The organism is Blastococcus sp. SYSU D00813, assembly GCF_054050735.1.
The window spans coordinates 125,008-143,676 of record NZ_JBJGZX010000009.1; the positions used below are offsets into that span (position 1 = coordinate 125,008).

At 75.5% G+C, this 18,669-nt stretch carries 18 protein-coding genes; 14 read left to right on the top strand and 4 right to left on the bottom strand.

Going from position 1 to position 18,669, the window contains the following annotated elements:
* Window positions 1-54: 54 nt before the first annotated feature.
* Both ACI8AX_RS08860 and ACI8AX_RS08865 read left to right on the top strand, forming a co-directional pair.
* Window positions 55-1,626 carry an alpha/beta hydrolase fold domain-containing protein gene (locus tag ACI8AX_RS08860; protein WP_456549434.1) on the top strand — a complete coding sequence of 524 codons (1,572 nt, stop codon included), beginning with the start codon at window positions 55-57 and terminating at the stop codon, window positions 1,624-1,626.
* Window positions 1,623-2,723, top strand: coding sequence for an L-dopachrome tautomerase-related protein (locus ACI8AX_RS08865; protein WP_456549435.1), 1,101 nt, complete (start codon window positions 1,623-1,625; stop codon window positions 2,721-2,723). Before ACI8AX_RS08860 ends, ACI8AX_RS08865 begins: the two co-directional genes overlap by 4 nt.
* Window positions 2,724-2,734: 11 nt before the next feature.
* On the opposite strand, the gene ACI8AX_RS08870 is transcribed toward ACI8AX_RS08865, so the two are convergent.
* Window positions 2,735-3,256 carry a DUF421 domain-containing protein gene (locus ACI8AX_RS08870; protein WP_456549436.1) on the bottom strand — a complete coding sequence of 174 codons (522 nt, stop codon included), beginning with the start codon at window positions 3,254-3,256 and terminating at the stop codon, window positions 2,735-2,737.
* 51 nt (window positions 3,257-3,307) lie between these two features.
* Between ACI8AX_RS08870 and ACI8AX_RS08875 the strand changes: the two genes are divergently transcribed.
* The 4 genes from ACI8AX_RS08875 to ACI8AX_RS08890 all read left to right on the top strand — a co-directional run bounded on the left by ACI8AX_RS08875 (window position 3,308) and on the right by ACI8AX_RS08890 (window position 7,856).
* Window positions 3,308-4,198, top strand: a complete 891-nt coding sequence (locus ACI8AX_RS08875) for a potassium channel family protein (RefSeq protein WP_456549437.1) — start codon at window positions 3,308-3,310, stop codon at window positions 4,196-4,198.
* Window positions 4,199-4,264: 66 nt separating this feature from the next.
* Window positions 4,265-6,715, top strand: a complete 2,451-nt coding sequence (locus ACI8AX_RS08880) for a molybdopterin oxidoreductase family protein (protein ID WP_456549438.1) — start codon at window positions 4,265-4,267, stop codon at window positions 6,713-6,715.
* Complete coding sequence (locus ACI8AX_RS08885) at window positions 6,712-7,194, top strand: hypothetical protein (protein WP_456549439.1); 483 nt, start codon at window positions 6,712-6,714, stop codon at window positions 7,192-7,194. Before ACI8AX_RS08880 ends, ACI8AX_RS08885 begins: the two co-directional genes overlap by 4 nt.
* Complete coding sequence (locus ACI8AX_RS08890; RefSeq protein WP_456549440.1) at window positions 7,194-7,856, top strand: hypothetical protein; 663 nt, start codon at window positions 7,194-7,196, stop codon at window positions 7,854-7,856. The genes ACI8AX_RS08885 and ACI8AX_RS08890 overlap by 1 nt, the downstream gene beginning before the upstream one ends.
* A 4-nt stretch (window positions 7,857-7,860) precedes the next feature.
* Here the strand turns inward: ACI8AX_RS08890 and ACI8AX_RS08895 are convergent, their stop codons facing one another.
* Both ACI8AX_RS08895 and ACI8AX_RS08900 read right to left on the bottom strand, forming a co-directional pair.
* The gene (locus ACI8AX_RS08895) at window positions 7,861-8,268 is read right to left on the bottom strand and encodes a four-helix bundle copper-binding protein (RefSeq protein ID WP_456549441.1); all 408 of its coding nucleotides are present in this window, start codon (window positions 8,266-8,268) and stop codon (window positions 7,861-7,863) included.
* A 29-nt stretch (window positions 8,269-8,297) separates the two neighbouring features.
* Window positions 8,298-8,642, bottom strand: coding sequence for a UBP-type zinc finger domain-containing protein (locus tag ACI8AX_RS08900; RefSeq protein WP_456549442.1), 345 nt, complete (start codon window positions 8,640-8,642; stop codon window positions 8,298-8,300).
* Window positions 8,643-8,766: 124 nt separating this feature from the next.
* On the opposite strand from ACI8AX_RS08900, the gene ACI8AX_RS08905 reads away from it, so the two are divergent.
* The 6 genes from ACI8AX_RS08905 to ACI8AX_RS08930 all read left to right on the top strand — a co-directional run bounded on the left by ACI8AX_RS08905 (window position 8,767) and on the right by ACI8AX_RS08930 (window position 14,569).
* Entirely contained in the window at window positions 8,767-10,425 is a 1,659-nt protein-coding gene (locus ACI8AX_RS08905) for an FAD-dependent oxidoreductase (protein ID WP_456549443.1), read from the top strand.
* Window positions 10,422-11,870 carry an ATP-binding protein gene (locus ACI8AX_RS08910; RefSeq protein WP_456549444.1) on the top strand — a complete coding sequence of 483 codons (1,449 nt, stop codon included), beginning with the start codon at window positions 10,422-10,424 and terminating at the stop codon, window positions 11,868-11,870. Before ACI8AX_RS08905 ends, ACI8AX_RS08910 begins: the two co-directional genes overlap by 4 nt.
* Window positions 11,867-12,409: a GNAT family N-acetyltransferase gene (locus tag ACI8AX_RS08915; protein ID WP_456549445.1), complete on the top strand. Its 543-nt coding sequence runs from the start codon at window positions 11,867-11,869 to the stop codon at window positions 12,407-12,409. Before ACI8AX_RS08910 ends, ACI8AX_RS08915 begins: the two co-directional genes overlap by 4 nt.
* Window positions 12,410-12,950: 541 nt before the next feature.
* Window positions 12,951-13,304, top strand: a complete 354-nt coding sequence (locus tag ACI8AX_RS08920) for a phage holin family protein (RefSeq protein ID WP_456549446.1) — start codon at window positions 12,951-12,953, stop codon at window positions 13,302-13,304.
* A 39-nt stretch (window positions 13,305-13,343) separates the two neighbouring features.
* Window positions 13,344-13,958 carry a TetR/AcrR family transcriptional regulator gene (locus ACI8AX_RS08925; protein WP_456549447.1) on the top strand — a complete coding sequence of 205 codons (615 nt, stop codon included), beginning with the start codon at window positions 13,344-13,346 and terminating at the stop codon, window positions 13,956-13,958.
* A 155-nt stretch (window positions 13,959-14,113) separates the two neighbouring features.
* Window positions 14,114-14,569: a hypothetical protein gene (locus ACI8AX_RS08930; RefSeq protein WP_456549448.1), complete on the top strand. Its 456-nt coding sequence runs from the start codon at window positions 14,114-14,116 to the stop codon at window positions 14,567-14,569.
* Here the strand turns inward: ACI8AX_RS08930 and ACI8AX_RS08935 are convergent.
* Window positions 14,566-15,762 (bottom strand): GAF domain-containing protein, encoded by a 1,197-nt coding sequence (locus ACI8AX_RS08935; RefSeq protein WP_456549449.1) that lies wholly within the window; start codon window positions 15,760-15,762, stop codon window positions 14,566-14,568. The two genes, ACI8AX_RS08930 and ACI8AX_RS08935, sit on opposite strands and share 4 nt — an antisense overlap.
* Window positions 15,763-15,851: 89 nt before the next feature.
* Here ACI8AX_RS08935 and ACI8AX_RS08940 point away from each other — a divergent pair, with 89 nt between their 5' ends.
* Window positions 15,852-17,675, top strand: a complete 1,824-nt coding sequence (locus ACI8AX_RS08940) for an NAD(P)-binding domain-containing protein (RefSeq protein WP_456549450.1) — start codon at window positions 15,852-15,854, stop codon at window positions 17,673-17,675.
* Window positions 17,676-17,737: 62 nt separating this feature from the next.
* Complete coding sequence (locus ACI8AX_RS08945; RefSeq protein WP_456549451.1) at window positions 17,738-18,607, top strand: alpha/beta fold hydrolase; 870 nt, start codon at window positions 17,738-17,740, stop codon at window positions 18,605-18,607.
* The last annotated feature ends 62 nt before the right edge of the window (window positions 18,608-18,669 follow it).

Consider the following 18,669-nt stretch of genomic DNA (forward strand, 5'->3'; position numbering starts at 1 on the left):
GCCGGGACGAGGCGGCTGCCGGCCGTTCCCCGACCCCCATCGCGAGGAGCCCCCGTGGCGCTGTCCTACCCGACCCAGCCCGGCGACATCGACCACCTGATCGCCGATGACCACGCCGTCGTCGAGCGGCAGTTCCAGCACCTCGAGGCCGGCCGCGGCAACCGGCGCGTGCTCGTCGATCAGATCTCGCTGGAGCTCGCGCTGCACGCCTTCGCCGAGGAGACCGTGCTCTACCCGATCTGGCCCGAGGTCGGCATGCGCGACGAGCACGACGACGCCGAGCACGAGCACCAGGAGATCAAGGAGCTGCTCGTCGTCCTGGGCCGCACGGAGCCCGGTGAGGCCGAGTTCGAGCAGGCGCTGACGAAGCTCATGGAGGTCGTGCGTCACCACGTGCACGACGAGGAGGACGAGGAGCTGCCGGAGTTCCGGCAGAAGGCCGGCGCGGAGCGGATGGCGCAGCTGGGCGGGGAGTTCCTGGCCGCCAAGCGGCAGGCGCCCACCCGGCCGCACCCGCACGCCCCCGACGAGGGCATCGCCGAGCGCATCGCCGGTTTCCTGGCCAAGCCACTGGACCAGGTGCGCGACCTGCTCTCGGGCCGGCAGAAGGAGATGGCCACCGACCCCTCGGGGCTGTTGAACCCGCAGGCGCAGGCGATCGTCGACGCGCACTCCTCCCTCGGCCCGCTGCCCTTCGAGATCCTCGAGCCGGCGCAGGCCCGCAAGCAGCCCGGCCCCGACGACGCCGTCAAGAAGGTGATGGCGGAGAAGGGGATCGAGGGCCCCGAGCCGGTCGGCTCGGTCGAGGACCGCACGATCCCCGACGCCGCCGGCGGGCAGATGCGGCTGCGCGTCTACACCCCGGCCGACGCCAGCGCCGGCCCGCTGCCGGTCGTGATGTGGGTGCACGGCGGCGGCTGGGTGCTCTTCGACATCGACACCTACGACGCCTCCTGCCGCGGTATCGCCAACAAGACCGGCGCGATCGTCGTCAGCCCGGACTACCGGCGGGCCCCGGAGGCGGTGTTCCCGGCCGCCCACGACGACGTCCTCGCCGCCTGGCACTGGACCGCCGAGCACGCCGCGGAACTCGGCGGCGACCCGAGCCGGATGGCGATCGGCGGCGAGTCGGTGGGCGGCACGATGACCGCGGCCACCTGCCTGCAGCTCGCCGGCTCCGGCCCCCGGCCCATGGCCGCCGTCTGCGTCTACCCGCTCACCACCGGCGAGCAGATCGGCGAGTCGATGGAGGACGCCGCCGACGGCCGGCCGCTCAACCGCCCGCTCCTGTCGTGGATGGCGATGCACGCGTTCCAGGGCGTGCCGGAGGGGGCGAAGGACCCGCGGGTCGACCTGCTCAACTGGTCCGACGAGCAGCTGCGGACCATGCCGCCCACGCTGGTCATCACCGACGAGCGCGACGTGCTGCGCAGCGAGGGCGAGCTGTTCACCGAGAAGCTCCAGGCCGCGGGCGTGCCGACCACCCACCGCTACTACGCCGGCGTCATGCACGAGTTCTTCGGCGCCGCCGCCGTGCTCGACGAGGCCGAGCAGGCCCAGCGCGAGGCGGCGCAGCACCTGCGGCGGGCCTTCGAGGCCCCGGTGACCGCCGGGGCGGGCCGGTGACGGGGCAGCCGGCCACCCACGAGACCCTCGGCGGGCTCGAGGTCGTCCACCTCTTCCCCGGCGCGATGCCCACCGGCGTGACCGTCTCGCACACCGGCCGCGTCTTCGTCTGCTACCCGAAGTGGGGCGACGAGGTCGGGTTCACCGTGGGCGAGCTGCGGGACGGCAGCGAGGTCGCGTTCCCGGGCCAGGAGCTCAACGACAACCGCTCCGACGCCGACCCCGAGCGGTTCGTCTCGGTGCAGAGCGTCGTCGTCGACCCGGCCGACCGGCTGTGGGCGCTCGACACCGGCAGTCCGATGTTCCAGCCCACCGAGCACGGCGGCCCGAAGCTGGTCTGCGTCGACCTGGCCACCGACGAGGTGGTGCAGACCATCCTGTTCCCGACCGACGTCGCGCTGCCGACCACCTACCTCAACGACGTCCGGTTCGACCTGCGCCGGGGCGACGCGGGGACGGCGTTCATCACCGACTCCTCCGACCAGGGGCCGAACGGGATCATCGTGGTCGACCTGGCGTCGGGGGAGTCGTGGCGCCGGCTGCACGAGCACCCGAGCACCAAGGCGGTGCCGCCGCCGGACCTGCGCATGGTGGTGGAGGGCCAGGAGTTCACCGAGCGCGCCGAGGACGGGACGACGTCGCCCATCTGCATGGGCGCCGACGGGATCGCCATCTCCGCCGACGGCGACCGGCTCTTCTACTGCCCGATGGCCGGCCGCCGCTGGTACAGCGTCTCGGTCGACGCGCTGACCGACCGGACCCAGGACGACGACGCCGTCGCCGCCACCGTCCGCGACGAGGGCGACAAGGGCTGCGTCAGCGACGGCCTGGAGACCGACGACGCCGGCCGGCTCTACGTCACCGACGGCGAGCACGACGCGATCCACCGGCGGCTGCCCGACGGGAGCTGGGAGACCGTCGTCTCCGACCCGCGGCTGCTGTGGCCCGACACGATGTCCGTCGCCGACGGCTTCCTCTACGTCACCGCCAACCAGCTCTACCGGCAGGACAAGTACCGCGGGGGCGAGGACGAGCGGCGCAAGCCCTACGTCCTGTTCCGGACGCCGATCGACGCCGGCCCCGTCCGCCTGCGCTGAGAGCTGCGAGGTCAGTGGCGGGCGTTCACCCCGTCGACGTCCTCCAGCGCCGACCGGTTCCCGGCCTGCTGGGCGGAGACGACGCTCAGGGACCCGTCGGTCTCCAGGACGACGGCGGCCACGGACGACAGATCACCGGAGCCGGTGGCGCGGACGGCCTGACGCAGTTCGCTCATGGTGATCCGTTGCTGCCGGAGCGCCTCGGGGCGCGGGACGCCGTCCTCGAGCAGGAGGGTGGGTCGGGCGGTGACCACGCTGCGGCCGCCCGGCAGCGAGGTGGTCGTCCGGGCGACCGCGAACTGCAGGGCGGCCAGCAGGGCCAGCGCCACGGCCCCCTCGCTCCAGGAGACGTCGCTGCTGAGCAGGATGGTGGCCAGGGTCGACCCGAACGCCACGCTGACCACCAGGTCGAAGGCGTTCAGCTTGGCCAGCGTCCGCTTGCCGGACACCCGCAGCACGACCAGGAGGGCGGCGTAGGCCGCCGTCCCGACGGCGAGGACGCGGACGATGTCGGACCAGGAGTCGAACCACATGCAGCTGCCCCTACCCAGGCCTCGAGCGGTCGCCCCTGAGGGGCTCGGCGGATGACGGACGGACTCGGCTGGGTGGTGACCGCGGTCGGCGCGGTGCTGGTCCTGGTGGTGCTGCGTGACATCTTCCACACGATCTGGCACCCCAGCGGCAGTGGCGGGCTCAGCGACGCGCTCATGCGCGGGGTCTGGCGGGTCGTGGGCCGCCGGCGTACCTCAGGCACGCTCTCCGGCCCGCTGGCGATGGTGGCCGTCGTCCTGGCCTGGGTGGTGCTGCTCGTCGCCGGCTGGGCGCTGGTGTACTGGCCGCACTTGCCCGAGGGGTTCGTGTACGGCACCGGGCTCGTCCCGTCGTCCCGGGCCGCGCTGGGGGACGCCGTCTACCTGTCGACGGTCACACTGGCGACGCTCGGCTTCGGGGACATCGTCCCGGTGACGGGGTGGCTGCGCGCCGCCGTGCCGGTGCAGGCGCTGGTCGGCTTCGGGCTGCTCACCGCCGCCGTCTCCTGGATCCTGCAGGTCTACCCGGCGCTGACCCGGCGGCGTGCGCTGGCGGTCCGCCTGTCGCTCCTGCGCCGCGTCGACACGCCGGGTCTCGTGGCCGATCGGCGGTCGGCGCTCGCACCGCTGCTCCTCCACGACGTCGCGGCCGCGCTCGCCCAGTCGCGGGTCGACCTGACCCAGTACAACGAGACCTACTACTTCCGGGACGGCGACCCCGACGCCTCCCTGCCCGCCATGCTCGGCGTGGCGCTGTACCTGAGCGAGCAGGCCCGGTGCTCGCCGGAGGCGGACACCCGTTACGCCGGGGGGTTGCTGGCCGCTGCGGTCGGGGACTACCTGCGCGTGGTGGACGAGGAGTTCCTCCACCTCGGTAGCGAGGTGCAGGCGCTCGCCTCGGCCTACGCGGCGGACCACGGCCAGGAGGTCGCGGACGCGCCGTGACTACTCGTCGGCGTGAGCGGGCAGCACGGGCGCGCACGGAACGACCCGACCGTCAGGAGGACCGCCGTGGGGCGCATCGACCGGATCGCCGAGCCCTGGGGGACACGCACGCCGTACGGGCCGGGGGAGACCTGGCCGACGCGCGTCGACTCGTACCTCGACGGCGACCTGACCGAGGACGACGTGGACCGCTGGGTGCAGACCGCGTCGATCCTGCACTCCAACGGGGACGCCTACGACATGGCGGTGAAGGACGGCCGGATCGTCGGCGTCCGCGGCCGGGCCGTCGACCGGGTCAACCACGGGCGGCTGGGCCCCAAGGACCTGTTCGGCTGGCAGGCCAACAACTCCCCGGACCGGCTCACCCGGCCGCTGATCCGGCGGGACGGCGAGCTGGTCGAGTGCGACTGGGACACCGCGATGGACGCCGTCGCCGGCCGGTGCCGGGAGCTGCTCGACGAGCGCGGCCCGAGCTCGATCGCCTTCTACACCACCGGGCAGTTGTTCCTGGAGGAGTACTACACGCTCGGGCTGATCGCGCACGGGGGGATCGGCACCAACCACGTCGACGGCAACACCCGGCTGTGCACCGCGACGGCGGCGGCCGCGCTCAAGGAGACCTTCGCCTCCGACGGGCAGCCCGGCTCCTACACCGACGTCGACCACGCCGACGTCATCTGCCTGTACGGGCACAACATGGCCGAGACCCAGACCGTGCTGTGGACCCGGGTGCTGGACCGGCTCGCGGGGCCGAACCCGCCGCAGGTCGTCTGCGTCGACCCGCGCGAGACCCCGGTGGCCCGGGCGGCGACGGTGCACCTGGCCCCGCGGCCCGGCACCAACGTGATGCTGATGAACGCGCTGCTGCACGAGATCATCGGCAACGGCTGGGTCGACCAGGCCTACGTCGACGCCCACACCGTCGGCTTCGAGGAGCTGGCGGAGCGCGTCCGCGACTACCCGCCGGAGGTCGCGGCGGAGGTGTGCGACGTCCCGGTGGAGCGGATCCGGGAGGCGGCGCGGGTCATCGGGCACGCCGAGCGGCTGCTCTCCACGGTGCTGCAGGGCTTCTACCAGTCCCACCAGGCCACTGCCGCCGCCGTCCAGGTCAACAACGTCAACGTCGTCCGGGGCATGCTCGGCAAGCCGGGCTGCGGGATCCTGCAGATGAACGGCCAGCCCACCGCGCAGAACACCCGCGAGGCCGGCGCAGACGGCGACCTGCCGGCCTTCCGGAACTGGTCCAACGACAGCCACGTCCAGGACCTGGCCCGGGTCTGGAACGTCGACCCGATGGACATCCCGCACTACTCGCCGCCGACGCACATCATGCAGCAGCTGCGCTACATCGAAGAGGGGTCGATCCGGTTCTTCTACGTCACCGCGACCAACCCGGCGGTGTCGCTGCCGGAGCTGACCCGGATCCGGTCGCTGCTGTCGCAGGAGCGGCTCTTCCTCGTCGTGCAGGACATCTTCCTGTCCGAGACCGCCCAGCTCGCCGACGTCGTCCTCCCGGCCGCGACGTGGGGCGAGAAGACCGGCACGTTCACCAACGTCGACCGCACCGTGCACCTGTCGGAGAAGGCGGTCGACCCACCGGGGGAGGCACGGCCGGACCTGGAGATCCTCGTCGACTTCGCCCGGCGGCTGGACCTGCGGGACAAGGACGGCGCCCCGCTGGTGAAGTGGAACGACCCCGAGGGCGCGTTCGAGGGGTGGAAGGAGTGCAGCCGTGGGCGGCCCTGCGACTACACCGGGCTCTCCTACGACAAGCTGCGCGGCGGCAGCGGCATCCAGTGGCCCTGCAACGACGAGAACCCCGACGGCACCGAGCGCATCTACGTCGACGGGCGGTTCTGGGCCGAGCCGGACCACTGCGAGAGCTACGGCCGCGACCTGGTCACCGGAGCCCCGCTGGACGAGACCGAGTACAGGGCGCTCAACCCGTCGGGGAAGGCGGTGCTCAAGGCCGCCGGGTACCTGCCGCCCCACGAGCTGCCCGGCGAGGACTTCCCGTATCAGCTGATCACCGGCCGCACGCTGTACCACTTCCACACCCGCACCAAGACCGGGCGCGCCCCGCAGCTGCAGGCCGCCGCCCCGGAGGTGTGGGTGGAGATGTCGGCCTCCGACGCCGCCGACCACGGCTGGACCGAGGGCGACCTGCTCGAGGTGGCCACCCCCCGCGGGCGGGTCCAGGCCCGGCTGCGGATCAGCGGCATCCGGCCCGGCGTCCTCTTCCTCCCCTTCCACTACGGCTACTGGGACGAACCGGGCGGCCACGGACCCGACGGGGAGCGGGGGCGCGCGGCGAACGAGCTGACGCTCACCGACTGGGACGCCTGCTCGAAGCAGCCGATCTTCAAGACGGCGGCGGCCGCGGTGACCCGCCTGGCGGAGGCCACCGGGCCCGCGCCGGCTCCCACCACGAGCGGCTCGCAGCCGGTGGGAGCGGACGTGCCGCCGACCCGCGGCGGGGACGCCGCGCTGGCGACCGAGCGGGACGGTGTCCGGTGAAGCTCGGGCTGGCCATCGAGGAGCTGCACCGCTCGGAGAACCACCTGGCGCGGGTCCTGCTCGCCGTCTCCGACCGGCACAAGGCCGATCACGAGGTCTTCTACGTCGCCGGCGACATCGCCCGATGGTCCCAGCGGCACGTCACCGAGCTGGCCCGCATCGGCCGCGACCTCGGCGTCGACCTGGACCCCGAGCCCGAGGGCGAGCCCGGCATCCTCGAGCGGCTCCAGCAGGCCACGTCCGACCTGCTCGGCCGCCGCCCCGAGCCCGGCCTGCTGCTGCTCGCCGATCTCCGGCACGTGCACCGCGAGGCGGCCGGGGTGTCACTCGACTGGGAGCTGCTCGCCCAGGCCGCGCAGGGTGCCCGGAAGCGGGAGCTGCTGGAGCTGGCCGAACGCTGCCACCCCGACACGCTGCGGCAGATGCGCTGGGCCAACGCCAAGCTGAAGGAGTCCGCGACCCAGGCGCTGGTGAGCTGATGTCCGAGCCCGTGGGCACGCGCGTCGTCCTCCGGCCCCTCGCCACCCCGCTGCCGCTGGGCTTCCTGGCCCTCGCGCTGGCCACGACCGTCTTCGCCACGGTGCAACTGGGCTGGGTCCCACCGACCGAGGGGCGGGTGGCCGCCCTGACGGCGCTGGTGGCCACCGTGCCGCTCCAGCTGACCGTCGCCGTCGTCGGCTTCCTCGCCCGGGACCCGGTGGCCGCCACCGGCATGGGCGTGCTCAGCGGCACCTGGGCGGTCGTCGGCCTGGCCACCCTGACCTCCCCGCCGGGCACCGCGAGCGACGGCCTCGGCGTGCTGCTGCTCTGCTCCGGTGTCGCGATGCTCGTGCCGGCGGTCGCGGGCGTGGCGAAGGCGGTGCCCGCCGCGGTGATGGCCCTGGCCGGCATGCGGTTCGCCGTCACCGGCGCCTACCACCTGACCGGGTCGGCGACCTGGCGCGAGGCGGCCGGCTGGGTCGGCCTGGCGCTCGCCGTGCTCGCGGTCTACGCCGCCCTCGCGCTGGAGCTCGAGGGGGTGCGCGGCCGCACGGTCCTGCCGCTGGGCCGCCGCGGGCCGGCCGCGGCGGCCGTCCGCGGGGACGGCGGGCTCGCCCCGGCCGACCTGGCCGGCGAGCCGGGGGTCCGCCCGCAGCTGTAGGACCTCAGCCCAGCGCGGCCAGCAGGTCGCGGCAGGCCTGCTCGCAGCTCCGGCACGCCTCGGCGCAGACCCGGCAGTGCTCGTGCATCTCCGCGTGCTCGGCGCACTCGTCGCCGCAGGCCCGGCAGGCGGTGGCGCAGGCCTCGAGCACCGCCCGTGCCACGGCCGAGTCGTGCCCCGCGGCCCGGGACAGCACCCGGGCGGTCACGGCGCAGACGTCGGCGCAGTCGAGGTCGGTCCGGATGCAGTGCCGCAGGTCGGCGACCGACTCCTCGGCCAGGCAGGCGTCGGCGCACGCCGTGCAGGCCTCCGCGCAGGCCAGGCAGGCGTCGATGCAGGCGGCGAGCAGCTCGGCGTCGGGGCCGCTGCCGGCGTGCGGGTGGGTGGCGAGCATCTGCGCGGTGACGGTCATGGGGACGCCGTACCCGCCACCGGGGGGGTTCAGTGCAGGTGCGCGCGCCAGTCGGCGGGCACCCGGCCGCGCGGTCCGGGCGCGGGCTGGTCGAGCGGGTGGTGCTGCGGCGGGGCGAGCTCGGCGCCGCGCACGGGCCGCTCGGCGGTGAAGTCCCAGAACCAGTCCTCGCCCGGTTCGTAGCTGCGGATGACCGGGTGCCCGGCCTCCGCGGCGTGCGCGCGGGCGTGCCGCGACGGCGAGGAGTCGCAGCAGCCGACGTGCCCGCAGGCGGCGCAGCGGCGCAGGTGGAACCACCAGCCGCCGGTGGCCTCGCACTCCACGCAGCCGGGGCCGCTGGGCGGGACGGACGGGTCGACGGCGGGCGCGCTCACGGTGCCACCGTAGGCAGCGCGGGCCTGCGGCAACAGGCTGTCGGGGAGGGCCGCCCGAGGGCTAGCGTGGGCCGCCCGCCGATGCCGCCGGGCGCCCCTGCACACCCGCGACAGGAGGCCGCCCATGAGCCGACCCGTCCTGCTCACCGTCGACGACGACCCGCAGGTCTCCCGCGCCGTCGCCCGGGACCTGCGCCGCCGCTTCGGCGAGGACTGCCGCATCGTGCGCGCGTCCTCCGGCGCCGAGGCCCTGGAGGCGCTGCGCGAGCTCAAGCTGCGCGGCGAGCCGGTCGCCGTCCTCCTGGCCGACTACCGGATGCCGCAGATGAACGGCATCGACTTCCTCGAGCAGGCGATGGACCTGTTCCCGCGGGCCCGCCGCGCGCTGCTCACCGCCTACGCCGACACCGACGCCGCGATCGCGGCGATCAACCTGGTCGACGTCGACGCCTACCTGCTCAAGCCGTGGGACCCGCCGGAGGAGAAGCTCTACCCGGTCGTCGACACGATGCTCGACGCCTGGCGGGCCAGCCCGGCCGCCGCGGCCGAGGACGTGAAGCTGGTCGGCCACCGCTGGTCGCCGGCGTCGTTCCGCGCGCGCGACCTGCTGGCGCGCAACGCCGTCCCCTACCGCTGGTTCAGCGTCGAGGAGCCCGAGGGGCAGCGGCTGCTCGAGGCCGCCGGGGCGACCGCGGACGAGGTCCCCGTCGTCGTCACCCCCGACGGGCAGGTGCTGCGCGCGCCGGCCGACGCGGAGCTCGCCGCCGTCGTCGGGCTCACCGTCGACCCGCGGGAGGAGTTCTACGACCTGGTGGTCGTGGGCGGCGGCCCGGCCGGGCTGGGCGCCGCGGTCTACGGCGCGTCGGAGGGGCTGCGCACCGTGCTGGTCGAGCGGGAGGCCACCGGCGGGCAGGCCGGGCAGAGCAGCCGGATCGAGAACTACCTGGGCTTCCCCGACGGCGTCTCCGGCGGGCAGCTGGCCGACCGTGCCCGCCGCCAGGCCGGCAAGTTCGGCGCCGAGCTGCTGCTCACCCGCGACGTCGTCGCGCTGGAGACGCACGGGCCCAAGCGGGTGCTGCGCTTCGCCGACGGCAGCGCCATCGCCGCGCACGCCATCGTCCTGGCCACGGGGGTCTCCTACCGCAGCCTCGGCGTCGACGGCGCCGACGACCTGACCGGCCGCGGCGTCTTCTACGGCTCCGCGCTCACCGAGGCCGCGGCGTGCAAGGGCCGGGACGTGTTCGTCGTCGGCGGCGCCAACTCCGCCGGGCAGGCCGCCGTCTTCTTCGCCCGGCACGCGAAGTCGGTGACGATGCTGGTGCGCGGCCCCTCGCTGGAGGCGTCCATGTCGCACTACCTCATCGAGCAGATCGCGCAGATCCCCGAGATCACGGTGCGCACGTGCACGACCGTCGTGGGCGCGCACGGCAGCGATCACCTGGAGTCGCTGACCCTGCGCGACGAGCAGACCGGGGCCACGGAGACCGTGCCGGCCAGCCACCTGTTCGTCTTCATCGGCGGGGCGCCGCGCACCGGCTGGCTGGACGGCGTCGTGGTCCGCGACGAGCGCGGGTTCATCCCGACCGGGCCGAGCCTGCTGACCGACGGCGACCGGCCGCGCGGCTGGGCGCTGGACCGCGACCCGTGGCTGCTGGAGTCCAGCGTGCCGGGGGTGTTCGTGGCCGGCGACGTGCGCGCCGACTCCGTGAAGCGGGTCGCCTCCGCCGTCGGCGAGGGCGCGCTCGCGGTCACGCTGGTGCACCGGTACCTGGGGGAGCGGTGACGGCCGCCGTGTCGTCGGGGAGCGGGGCCCGGCTCGCGCCGGACGAGCTGCGCGGGCTGTTCCTGTTCGAGGACCTGGACGCCGACCAGCTGGCCTGGGTGGCGGCCAACGGCGACGTCGTGGAGTGCCCGGCCGGCACCGAGGTGTCCGTGGAGGGCGAGCCCGCGGAGTGCTTCTTCGTGCTGCTCGCCGGGACGATGACGATGGTGCGCCGGGTCGGCGGCAGCGAGGTCGAGACGGTGCGCACCGACCACCGCGGCGTCTACTCCGGCGCGGTGCAGTTCTACGCCGGGGACCGGATCACCCAGGTGTACCCGGCCACGGTCCGGGCGGTGACCGACTGCCGGTTCCTGGCGCTGCCCGCCGGGCCGTTCGCCGCGGTGTTCCGGCAGTGGTACCCGATGGCGGTGCACCTGCTGGAGGGCATGTTCGTCGGCAACCGCAACGCCGCCGAGCTGGTCGGCCAGCGGGAACGGCTGCTCGCGCTGGGGAAGCTGACGGCGGGGCTCACCCACGAGCTGAACAACCCCGCCGCCGCGGCCGCCCGGGCCACGGCCGCGCTGCGCGAGCGGATCTCGGGGATGCGGCGCAAGCTCGCCAAGCTCTCCGACGGGCACATCCCCGGCGAGATGCTCGGCGCGCTCACCACGCTGCAGGAGGACTTCGTCGCGCGGATGGGCCCGGCCGCCGAGCTCGGCCCCGTCGAGCGCGCCGACCTCGAGGACGATCTCGGTGACTGGCTCGAGGAGCGCGACGTCGAGCGCGCCTGGGACCTCGCCGGCGTGTTCGTCGGCGCCGGGCTGGGCCCGAACGACCTCGAGCGGGTGGCCGACGCCGTCGGCCCGGACTTCCTCCCGGCGGCGCTGCAGTGGCTGGCCTACACGGTGGAGACCGAGTCGCTGGTCACCGAGATCGCCGAGAGCACCGGGCGGATCTCGGCGCTGGTCGACGCGGCCAAGCAGTACTCCCAGATGGACCGCACCCCGCACCAGGCCACCGACCTGCACGTGGGCCTGGACGCCACGCTGACGGTGATGAGCGGCAAGATCGCCCCCGGTGTCACCGTGGTGAAGGACTACGACCGGTCGCTGCCGCCGGTGCCCGCCTACGCCGGGGAGCTCAACCAGGTCTGGACCAACCTGGTGCACAACGCGCTCGACGCGATGGGCGGGTCGGGCACCCTCACCCTGCGGACGGCGCGCGACGGCGATCGCGTGCTGGTGGAGATCGGCGACACCGGCCCAGGGATCCCCGACGCGCTGCGCCGGCGGGTGTTCGAGCCGTTCTTCACCACCAAGCCGGTCGGCCAGGGCACCGGCCTGGGGCTGGACGTGTCGTGGCGGATCGTCGTCAACCGGCACGGCGGCGACCTGCGGGTCGAGTCACAGCCGGGCGACACCCGGTTCCAGGTGCGGTTGCCGCTCGAGGAGCCGGCGGGCCGGTGACCGACGCGGTGCGGCCGGCCGGGCTGGACCCGGCCGGGTTCGACGTGGCCGGGTTCGACGTGGCCGGGTTCGACGTGGCCGGGTTCGACGTGGCGGGGCTCGACCCGGCCGGCGACCCGGTGCTGGCCGGCGAACTGCTGGTGTTGCAGCACGAGGCGTACGCGGTCGAGGCCGCGCTGATCGGCGACGACCGCATCCCGCCGCTGCACGAGGACCTCGCGGCCCTGCGGGCGGCGCCGCTGCGCTGGGCCGGGGTGCGGGCCGGCGGCCGGCTGGCCGGGGCGGTCGCCTGGACCGACGAGGCCGGCCTGGTCGACGTCCACCGCCTGGTCGTGGCGCCGGCGGCCGCCCGCCGCGGGATCGGGTCGGGGCTCGTCCGCTGGCTGCTCGCGGCGGCCGGCGCGCGGCCGACCGTCGTCGCCACCGGCCGGGACAACGCCCCGGCGCGGGCGCTCTACGAGCGGCTCGGCTTCGTGCCGACCGGGGACCGCGAGGTGCTGCCCGGGTTGTGGGTCACCGGCTACCGGCACGACCCCTGACGGCTCCCGCCGGGGCCGGCATCCCGCCGTCAGCGTCGACGGCGGGGGAGGAGGCCGTCGAGGAAGGCCGACCACAGCACGCTGCCGAGCGGCTTGCGGCTGACCCGGCCACCCCGTGGGCGGGCGACGCTCCCGGTGGCTCTCCTGGCCGGCGCCCGTCGCGCCCGCTCGGGGAGCCGGCGGGGTGGCTGGTCCCGGCGCTGTGCCTGGTCCCGGCGCTCTGTCTGGTCCCGACGCTGTGTCGCCTTCGTCATGGCGGCGTCCCGTCTCCGTGTCGCTCGCCCGCGCGGGGCCGCGGACGACGCGGCCCGCTCATCCTCCCGCCGGATGCGGTCGCGGGGTGCCCGTCGCGTCCGGGCACGCGGGCCGCCGGAGCGGTCCGGCGATCCCGTGACGCCGCGGGACGGCGCGGTGACCCAGCGACGCCGCCGTGCACCGCGCACCGAGCGCCGGACGACCACGTCCCGCGTGCGGCCCGGCCGGGGGGACGATCCGCCCGTGGCGTGCAGGACGCCACGCCCAGGGGACCGGGGAGGGGACCATGACGACGTCGATCCCGGGGATGCCGGGGAGCGACCCGCTGCGCCCGCTGACCGACGAGCTCGGCGCGGTGGTGCACCGGGAGGTGGAACGGGTCCGGCGCGAGGTCACGCGCCCGTACCGGGAGTCCCGTGAGGGTGTGCGGTTGCTGGGCGGGGCCACGGTGCTGGGCTCGATGGCGGCCGGCGCCGGCACGGCGGCGGTCATCCGGCTGCTGGACCGCCGGATGCCCCCGGTGGCGTCGGCGGCGGTGACGGCCGCCGTGCTGGGTGCCGGTGCCTCCGCCGTCGCGGCGGCCGGGCGCGCCCGGATGCGCACGGCGTGGGCGCCGGCGGACCGGGAGGCGCGCACCTGACCGGGGCCTCGCGGCGGGCCGGTGTGCTGGACTGAGCGCGTGAGCAGCGCCGACCCCGATCCGGGGACCGAGCCCGAGGTCCGGGACGAGACGCGCTACCGGATCCTGCAGGCCGGCATGCGGTGCACGGCCCAGTACGGCCGCGCGAAGACGACGATGCGCGACGTCGCCCTGGCCGCCGGGGTCTCCCGGGCGACGCTGTACCGCTACTTCGCCGACCGCGGCGCGCTGTTCACCGGTATCCGGCAGTACGAGCACGAGCACGACCGGGCGGAGTTCGACCGGCTCGCGGCCGGCGCCCGCACCCTGGCCGACGCCGTCGCCGCCCTGGCCGAGGTGCTGGCCGGCACGTCGGCGCGCTACCGGGTGGGCGCGCACCTGGCCGCCGGCGACGAGAGCCTGGCCACCTACATGGCGCTGCGGTCGGGCCGTGAGCGGGAGCGGGCGGCCGCCCTGATCCGCCCGTTCGTCGTCCGCGCGGCGCAGGCGGGTGAGCTGCGCCCGGAGGTGAGCGCCGAGGAGGCCGAGGAGTGGATCGCACTGGCCGTCGTCCAGGCGACCTCCCTGGCGCCCCTGCGCTCGGTCGACGCGGACGACCCGGCCGCCGTCGGCCGCTGGCTGGCGCGGATGGCCTGCTCGGGCCTCACCGCCTGAGGACCCGTCGGCCGGACCGCGCGCGTCCCCGGCGTGTCGGGGGCCCGGCGCGAGCGACTACCTGGTCGCCGGGCCCGGCGCGCGGGATCCTCGCCCCATCGTCGCGGGCGCCCCGGGGGTCGGTGCGGCGCGACGGCCTCGGAGGAGGGGCCGTCATGGAGTGGGGAGTCGTCTCGGTCGTCGGCTTCGCCGCGGCCACCGCCGTCGTCGTCTGGCTGGCACGGAGCAACACGGCCCGCTCCGAGCGCCGCGCCCGAGCCGCCCGGGAACGGGCCGCGCGGCGCGAGGCCGTGGTCCGGCGCCGGCAGGCCGAGGTCCTGGTCTCGGTGTGGCGCACGCCGTCCCGCCCCGGTCGCGGCCGGCTGCGCCGGGCGGCGGCCCTGGTGCGCGTCCGGCTGCCGCGGGCCGGGCGTCCCCGCGGCCGCCCCCGGCGGGTGGGCGTGCCGCACGTCGGGCTGCCGCACCTGCACCTGCCGCACGTGCACCTGCCCGAGCGGGTCGTCGCCAGGATGCGGCACCGCGCCGGCGACCGGGCCGGCTCCGGCCCCGAGGACCGGCCCGACGACCGGTCCGGCTCCGGCCCCGAGGACGCGTCTCCCCCGCTGCGCTAGCGGGGCGCCCGGTCGGCCACGGTGAGCCGGACGCCGTCCGACAGGCGGTAGGGGTTCGTGGCCACCAGCGCGCCGACCACCCGCCGCAGCCGCGACACCTCCGCCCGCACGGTGACCACGTGGTCGGCGTCGCCGAACAGCAGCGCCGACAGCCGCCCGGCCGAGAGCCCGGCCGGGCCCGCGGCGGCGAGCAGGGCGAGCAGCTCGGCGTGCCGCGGGGAGAGGGCGGCGCGCCAGGGCTCGCCGTCGGCGCGGACCTCGAGCACCGGCCGGTCCCCGCCGACGAGGGTCGCCTCGATCGGCCGGCCGGCCCCGCGCGGACGCACGAGCCAGCCCTCGCCGATCCGCTCCGGGGTGCACAGACCCAGCCCGGGGACGGCGAGCGCGTGCCCGGCCCGCGGCACCTCCACCCGCTCGCGGACGGCGACCCCCGCGTGGTGCGCCACCCAGCCGTGCTCGTCGACGAGCAGCAGCGGCCCGCGGACCGTGGCCAGCACGGTCTCCGCCGACCGGCGCAGGCGCTCGAGCCGCAGCTCGTGGTGGCGCCACAGCTGCGCCTCGGCCAGGCGCACCGCCGTCTCGACCAGCGCCGTCAGCGCGGGGTGCAGGGTGAGCGCGGGCCCGCTGACGTCGACCACGCCGAGCAGCTCGCCGGTGCGCGGGTCGTGCACCGGGAAGGCGGTGCAGTACCAGGGGTGCTGCGCCTGCTCGAAGTGCTCGGCGCTGAACAGCTGGACCGGGGCGTCCTCGGCCAGCGCCGTCCCGATCGCGTTGGTGCCGACGGCGGACTCGGTCCACAGCGCGCCCTCGCTGAAGCCGAGGTCGTCGGCCCGCCGCCGCACGCCCGCCGCGCCCTCGCGCCACAGGATGACGCCGTCGGCGTCGGTGACCACGAGCAGGAACCGCGAGGCGTCGGCGACGCTGCCCAGCACCTGCCGGAGCTCGCCGATGACGGCGTCGAGCGGGGACTCCCGCCGGCGGCGCTCCCACTCGGCCGGGGGCAGGGGGTCCCGCGCGTTGGTGCGGCCGGGGTCGAGGCCGGCGCCGAGCACCCGCTGCCAGGAGCGCGCCACCACGGCGCGCGGGCGCATCGGCGGCCGGCCGCCGGCGAGCACCGCGTCGTGCACCCGCCGCAGCGCCCGCGCGTGCGTGGGCAGGTCGGTGCCGGGCGTGATCGCGCCGAAGTCGCCCACCGGCGTCCCCTCCTGCAATCCGGTGCAACCCTCCCCGGCGTCGCGCCGCCGGCGGTGTGCTGCCGGTCACACCCTAGTGAGGAGATGCAATGACGCAGACCCTGGACGCGCCCCCCGCCACCGCCGCCCAGCGCGCCGAGTCGTGGCTCGCCGCGTTCGCCGACGCCCTCCGCGCACGGGACGTCGAGCGGGCCGCCGGGATGTTCGCGGCCACCAGCTTCTGGCGCGACCTGATCGCCTTCTCCTGGAACATCACCACCGCCGAGGACCGCGACGGTGTGCGCGAGCTCCTCACCGCCACGCTGGACCGCACCGACCCGACCGCCTTCACGGTGAGCGAGCCGCCGGACGAGGCCGACGGCGTCACCACCGCCTGGTTCACCTTCGAGACGGCGGTCGGCCGCGGCAAGGGCCTGGTGCGGCTGGTCGAGGAGGACGGCGAGCCCCGCGCCTGGACCTTCCTGACGACGATGCACGAGCTCAAGGGCCACGAGGAGCCGCGCGGACCCCGCCGTCCCCTCGGCGCCGAGCACGGGGTCAACCGCGAGCGCGAGACCTGGCTGGAGCGGCGGCAGCGCGAGGAGGCCGAGCTCGGGGTCGCCACGCAGCCCTACGTGCTGGTCGTCGGCGGCGGCCAGGGCGGCATCGCGCTCGGCGCCCGGCTGCGCCAGCTCGGCGTCCCCTCGCTGGTCGTCGACAAGCACCCGCGGCCGGGCGACCAGTGGCGCGGCCGGTACAAGTCGCTGTGCCTGCACGACCCGGTCTGGTACGACCACCTGCCCTACGTGCCGTTCCCCGACAACTGGCCGGTGTTCGCGCCCAAGGACAAGATCGGTGACTGGCTCGAGTCGTACACGCGGGTGATGGAGATCCCGTACTGGTCGAGCACGGTGGCCCGCTCGGCGACGTACTCGCCGGAGGCGGGGGAGTGGACCGTCGAGGTGGAGCGGGAGGGCAAGCCACTCACGCTGCGGCCCCGGCACGTCGTCCTCGCGACCGGGATGTCCGGCAAGCCGAACGTGCCCGAGATCCCGGGGCAGGACGTGTTCCGCGGCGACCAGCAGCACTCCTCGCAGCACCCCGGCCCGGACGCCTACGTGGGCAAGCGGGTGGTCGTGGTCGGCAGCAACAACTCGGCCTTCGACATCTGCGGCGCGCTGTGGGAGCACGGCGTCGACGTGACGATGGTCCAGCGCTCCTCGACCCACATCGTCAAGAGCGACAGCCTCATGGAGATCGGCCTCGGCGGCCTGTACTCGGAGGAGGCCGTGGCCGCCGGCGTGACCACGGAGAAGGCCGACCTGACGTTCGCGTCGCTGCCGTACCGGATCATGCACGAGTTCCAGATCCCGCTGTACGAGCAGATGCGGGAGCGGGACGCCGACTTCTACGACCGGCTGGAGCAGGCCGGGTTCTGGCTGGACTGGGGTGACGACGGCTCGGGGCTGTTCATGAAGTACCTGCGCCGCGGGTCGGGCTACTACATCGACGTGGGCGCCGCGGACCTGGTGGCCAACGGCGACGTCAAGCTGGTGCACGGGCAGGTCACCCGCCTGACCGAGGACGTCGTCGTGCTCGACGACGGGACCGAGCTGCCGGCCGACCTCGTCGTCTACGCCACCGGGTACGGGTCGATGAACGGGTGGGCCGCCGACCTCATCTCTCAGGAGGTCGCCGACCGGGTCGGCAAGGTGTGGGGGCTGGGCTCGGACACCACCAAGGACCCCGGCCCTTGGGAGGGCGAGCAGCGCAACATGTGGAAGCCCACCCAGCAGGAGGGGCTGTGGTTCCACGGCGGCAACCTGCACCAGTCGCGGCACTACTCGCTCTACCTCGCGCTGCAGCTGAAGGCGCGGTTCGAGGGGATCCCGACGCCGGTGCACGCCCTCCAGGAGGTGCACCACGCCTCCTGACCGGACGTCGTCCCGGCGGGTGGTAGGAACCCCGCCGGGACGACGCACGGGAGGTCGGCGGGGTGTACGGGGTGGCGGCGCCGGAGCGGCTGGGGACCACGGAGCTGTCCGGTGGCCGGCGGCTGGGCTGGAGCGAGTGGGGTCCGCCCGACGGGCGGCCGGTGCTGCTGTGCCCCGGGGCGGCGACCAGCCGCTCCCTGGGGTTCGGCACCGACGTGCTGGCCGGGCTCGGCGTCCGGCTCGTGTCGGCCGACCGGCCGGGCCTGGGCGTCTCCGACCCGCTGCCGGGGCGCGACCTCGTCTCCTGGGTCGACGACGTCGCCGGGCTGTGCGCCGACCGCGGCCTGGGCCGCCCGGCGGTCGTCGGCTTCTCGGCGGGGGCGCCGTTCGCACTCGCCTGCGCCGCGGCCGGGGTGGTGTCGGCGGCGGCGGTCGTGTCGGGCACCGACGAGCTCGCCGACCCCGCCGTCCGCGGGCGCCTGGTGCCCGACGTCGCCGGGCTGGTCGACCTGGCCGGCGCGGACCCGGCCGGCGCCGCCGCCGTGTTCGCCGGCCTGGCCAGCCCGGAGGCGATGGAGCAGATGGTGCTCGGCGGCAGCTCCGACGCCGACCGTGCGGTCTACGCCGAGCCCGGGTTCGCGGCCGCGTACCGGCGGGCGATGGCCGAGGCCTTCGCGCAGGGGCCGGAGGGCTACACCACCGACACCGTGCTGACCATGCGCCGGTGGCCGTTCGACCCGGCGGCGGTCCCCGTGCCCGTCGACCTCTGGTACGGCGCCCTGGACGCCAGCCCGGTGCACTCCCCGGACGCGGGTGCCGGCCTGGCCGCCCGCCTGCCCACCGCGCGCCGGACCGTGCTCGCCGACGCCGGTGGTGCCCTGCTGTGGACCCACGCCGAGGCCGTGCTGACCGCCCTGCTGGAACGGGCCTGAGGCCAGGGGCCCGTCGTCCTCCCGCCGTCCGGGCCGCCCCGTCGTCCTCCCGCCGATCCCCG

What these genes read in the sequence shown, in the direction of transcription:
- ACI8AX_RS08870 (WP_456549436.1), bottom strand. Translation starts at nt 3,256, where the DNA reads ATGTGGTTCGACTCCTGGTCCGACATCGTCCGCGTCCTCGCCGTCGGG.
- ACI8AX_RS08875 (WP_456549437.1), top strand. Translation starts at nt 3,308, where the DNA reads ATGACGGACGGACTCGGCTGGGTGGTGACCGCGGTCGGCGCGGTGCTG.
- ACI8AX_RS08890 (WP_456549440.1), top strand. Translation starts at nt 7,194, where the DNA reads ATGTCCGAGCCCGTGGGCACGCGCGTCGTCCTCCGGCCCCTCGCCACC.
- ACI8AX_RS08895 (WP_456549441.1), bottom strand. Translation starts at nt 8,268, where the DNA reads ATGACCGTCACCGCGCAGATGCTCGCCACCCACCCGCACGCCGGCAGC.
- ACI8AX_RS08905 (WP_456549443.1), top strand. Translation starts at nt 8,767, where the DNA reads ATGAGCCGACCCGTCCTGCTCACCGTCGACGACGACCCGCAGGTCTCC.
- ACI8AX_RS08920 (WP_456549446.1), top strand. Translation starts at nt 12,951, where the DNA reads ATGACGACGTCGATCCCGGGGATGCCGGGGAGCGACCCGCTGCGCCCG.
- ACI8AX_RS08930 (WP_456549448.1), top strand. Translation starts at nt 14,114, where the DNA reads ATGGAGTGGGGAGTCGTCTCGGTCGTCGGCTTCGCCGCGGCCACCGCC.
- ACI8AX_RS08940 (WP_456549450.1), top strand. Translation starts at nt 15,852, where the DNA reads ATGACGCAGACCCTGGACGCGCCCCCCGCCACCGCCGCCCAGCGCGCC.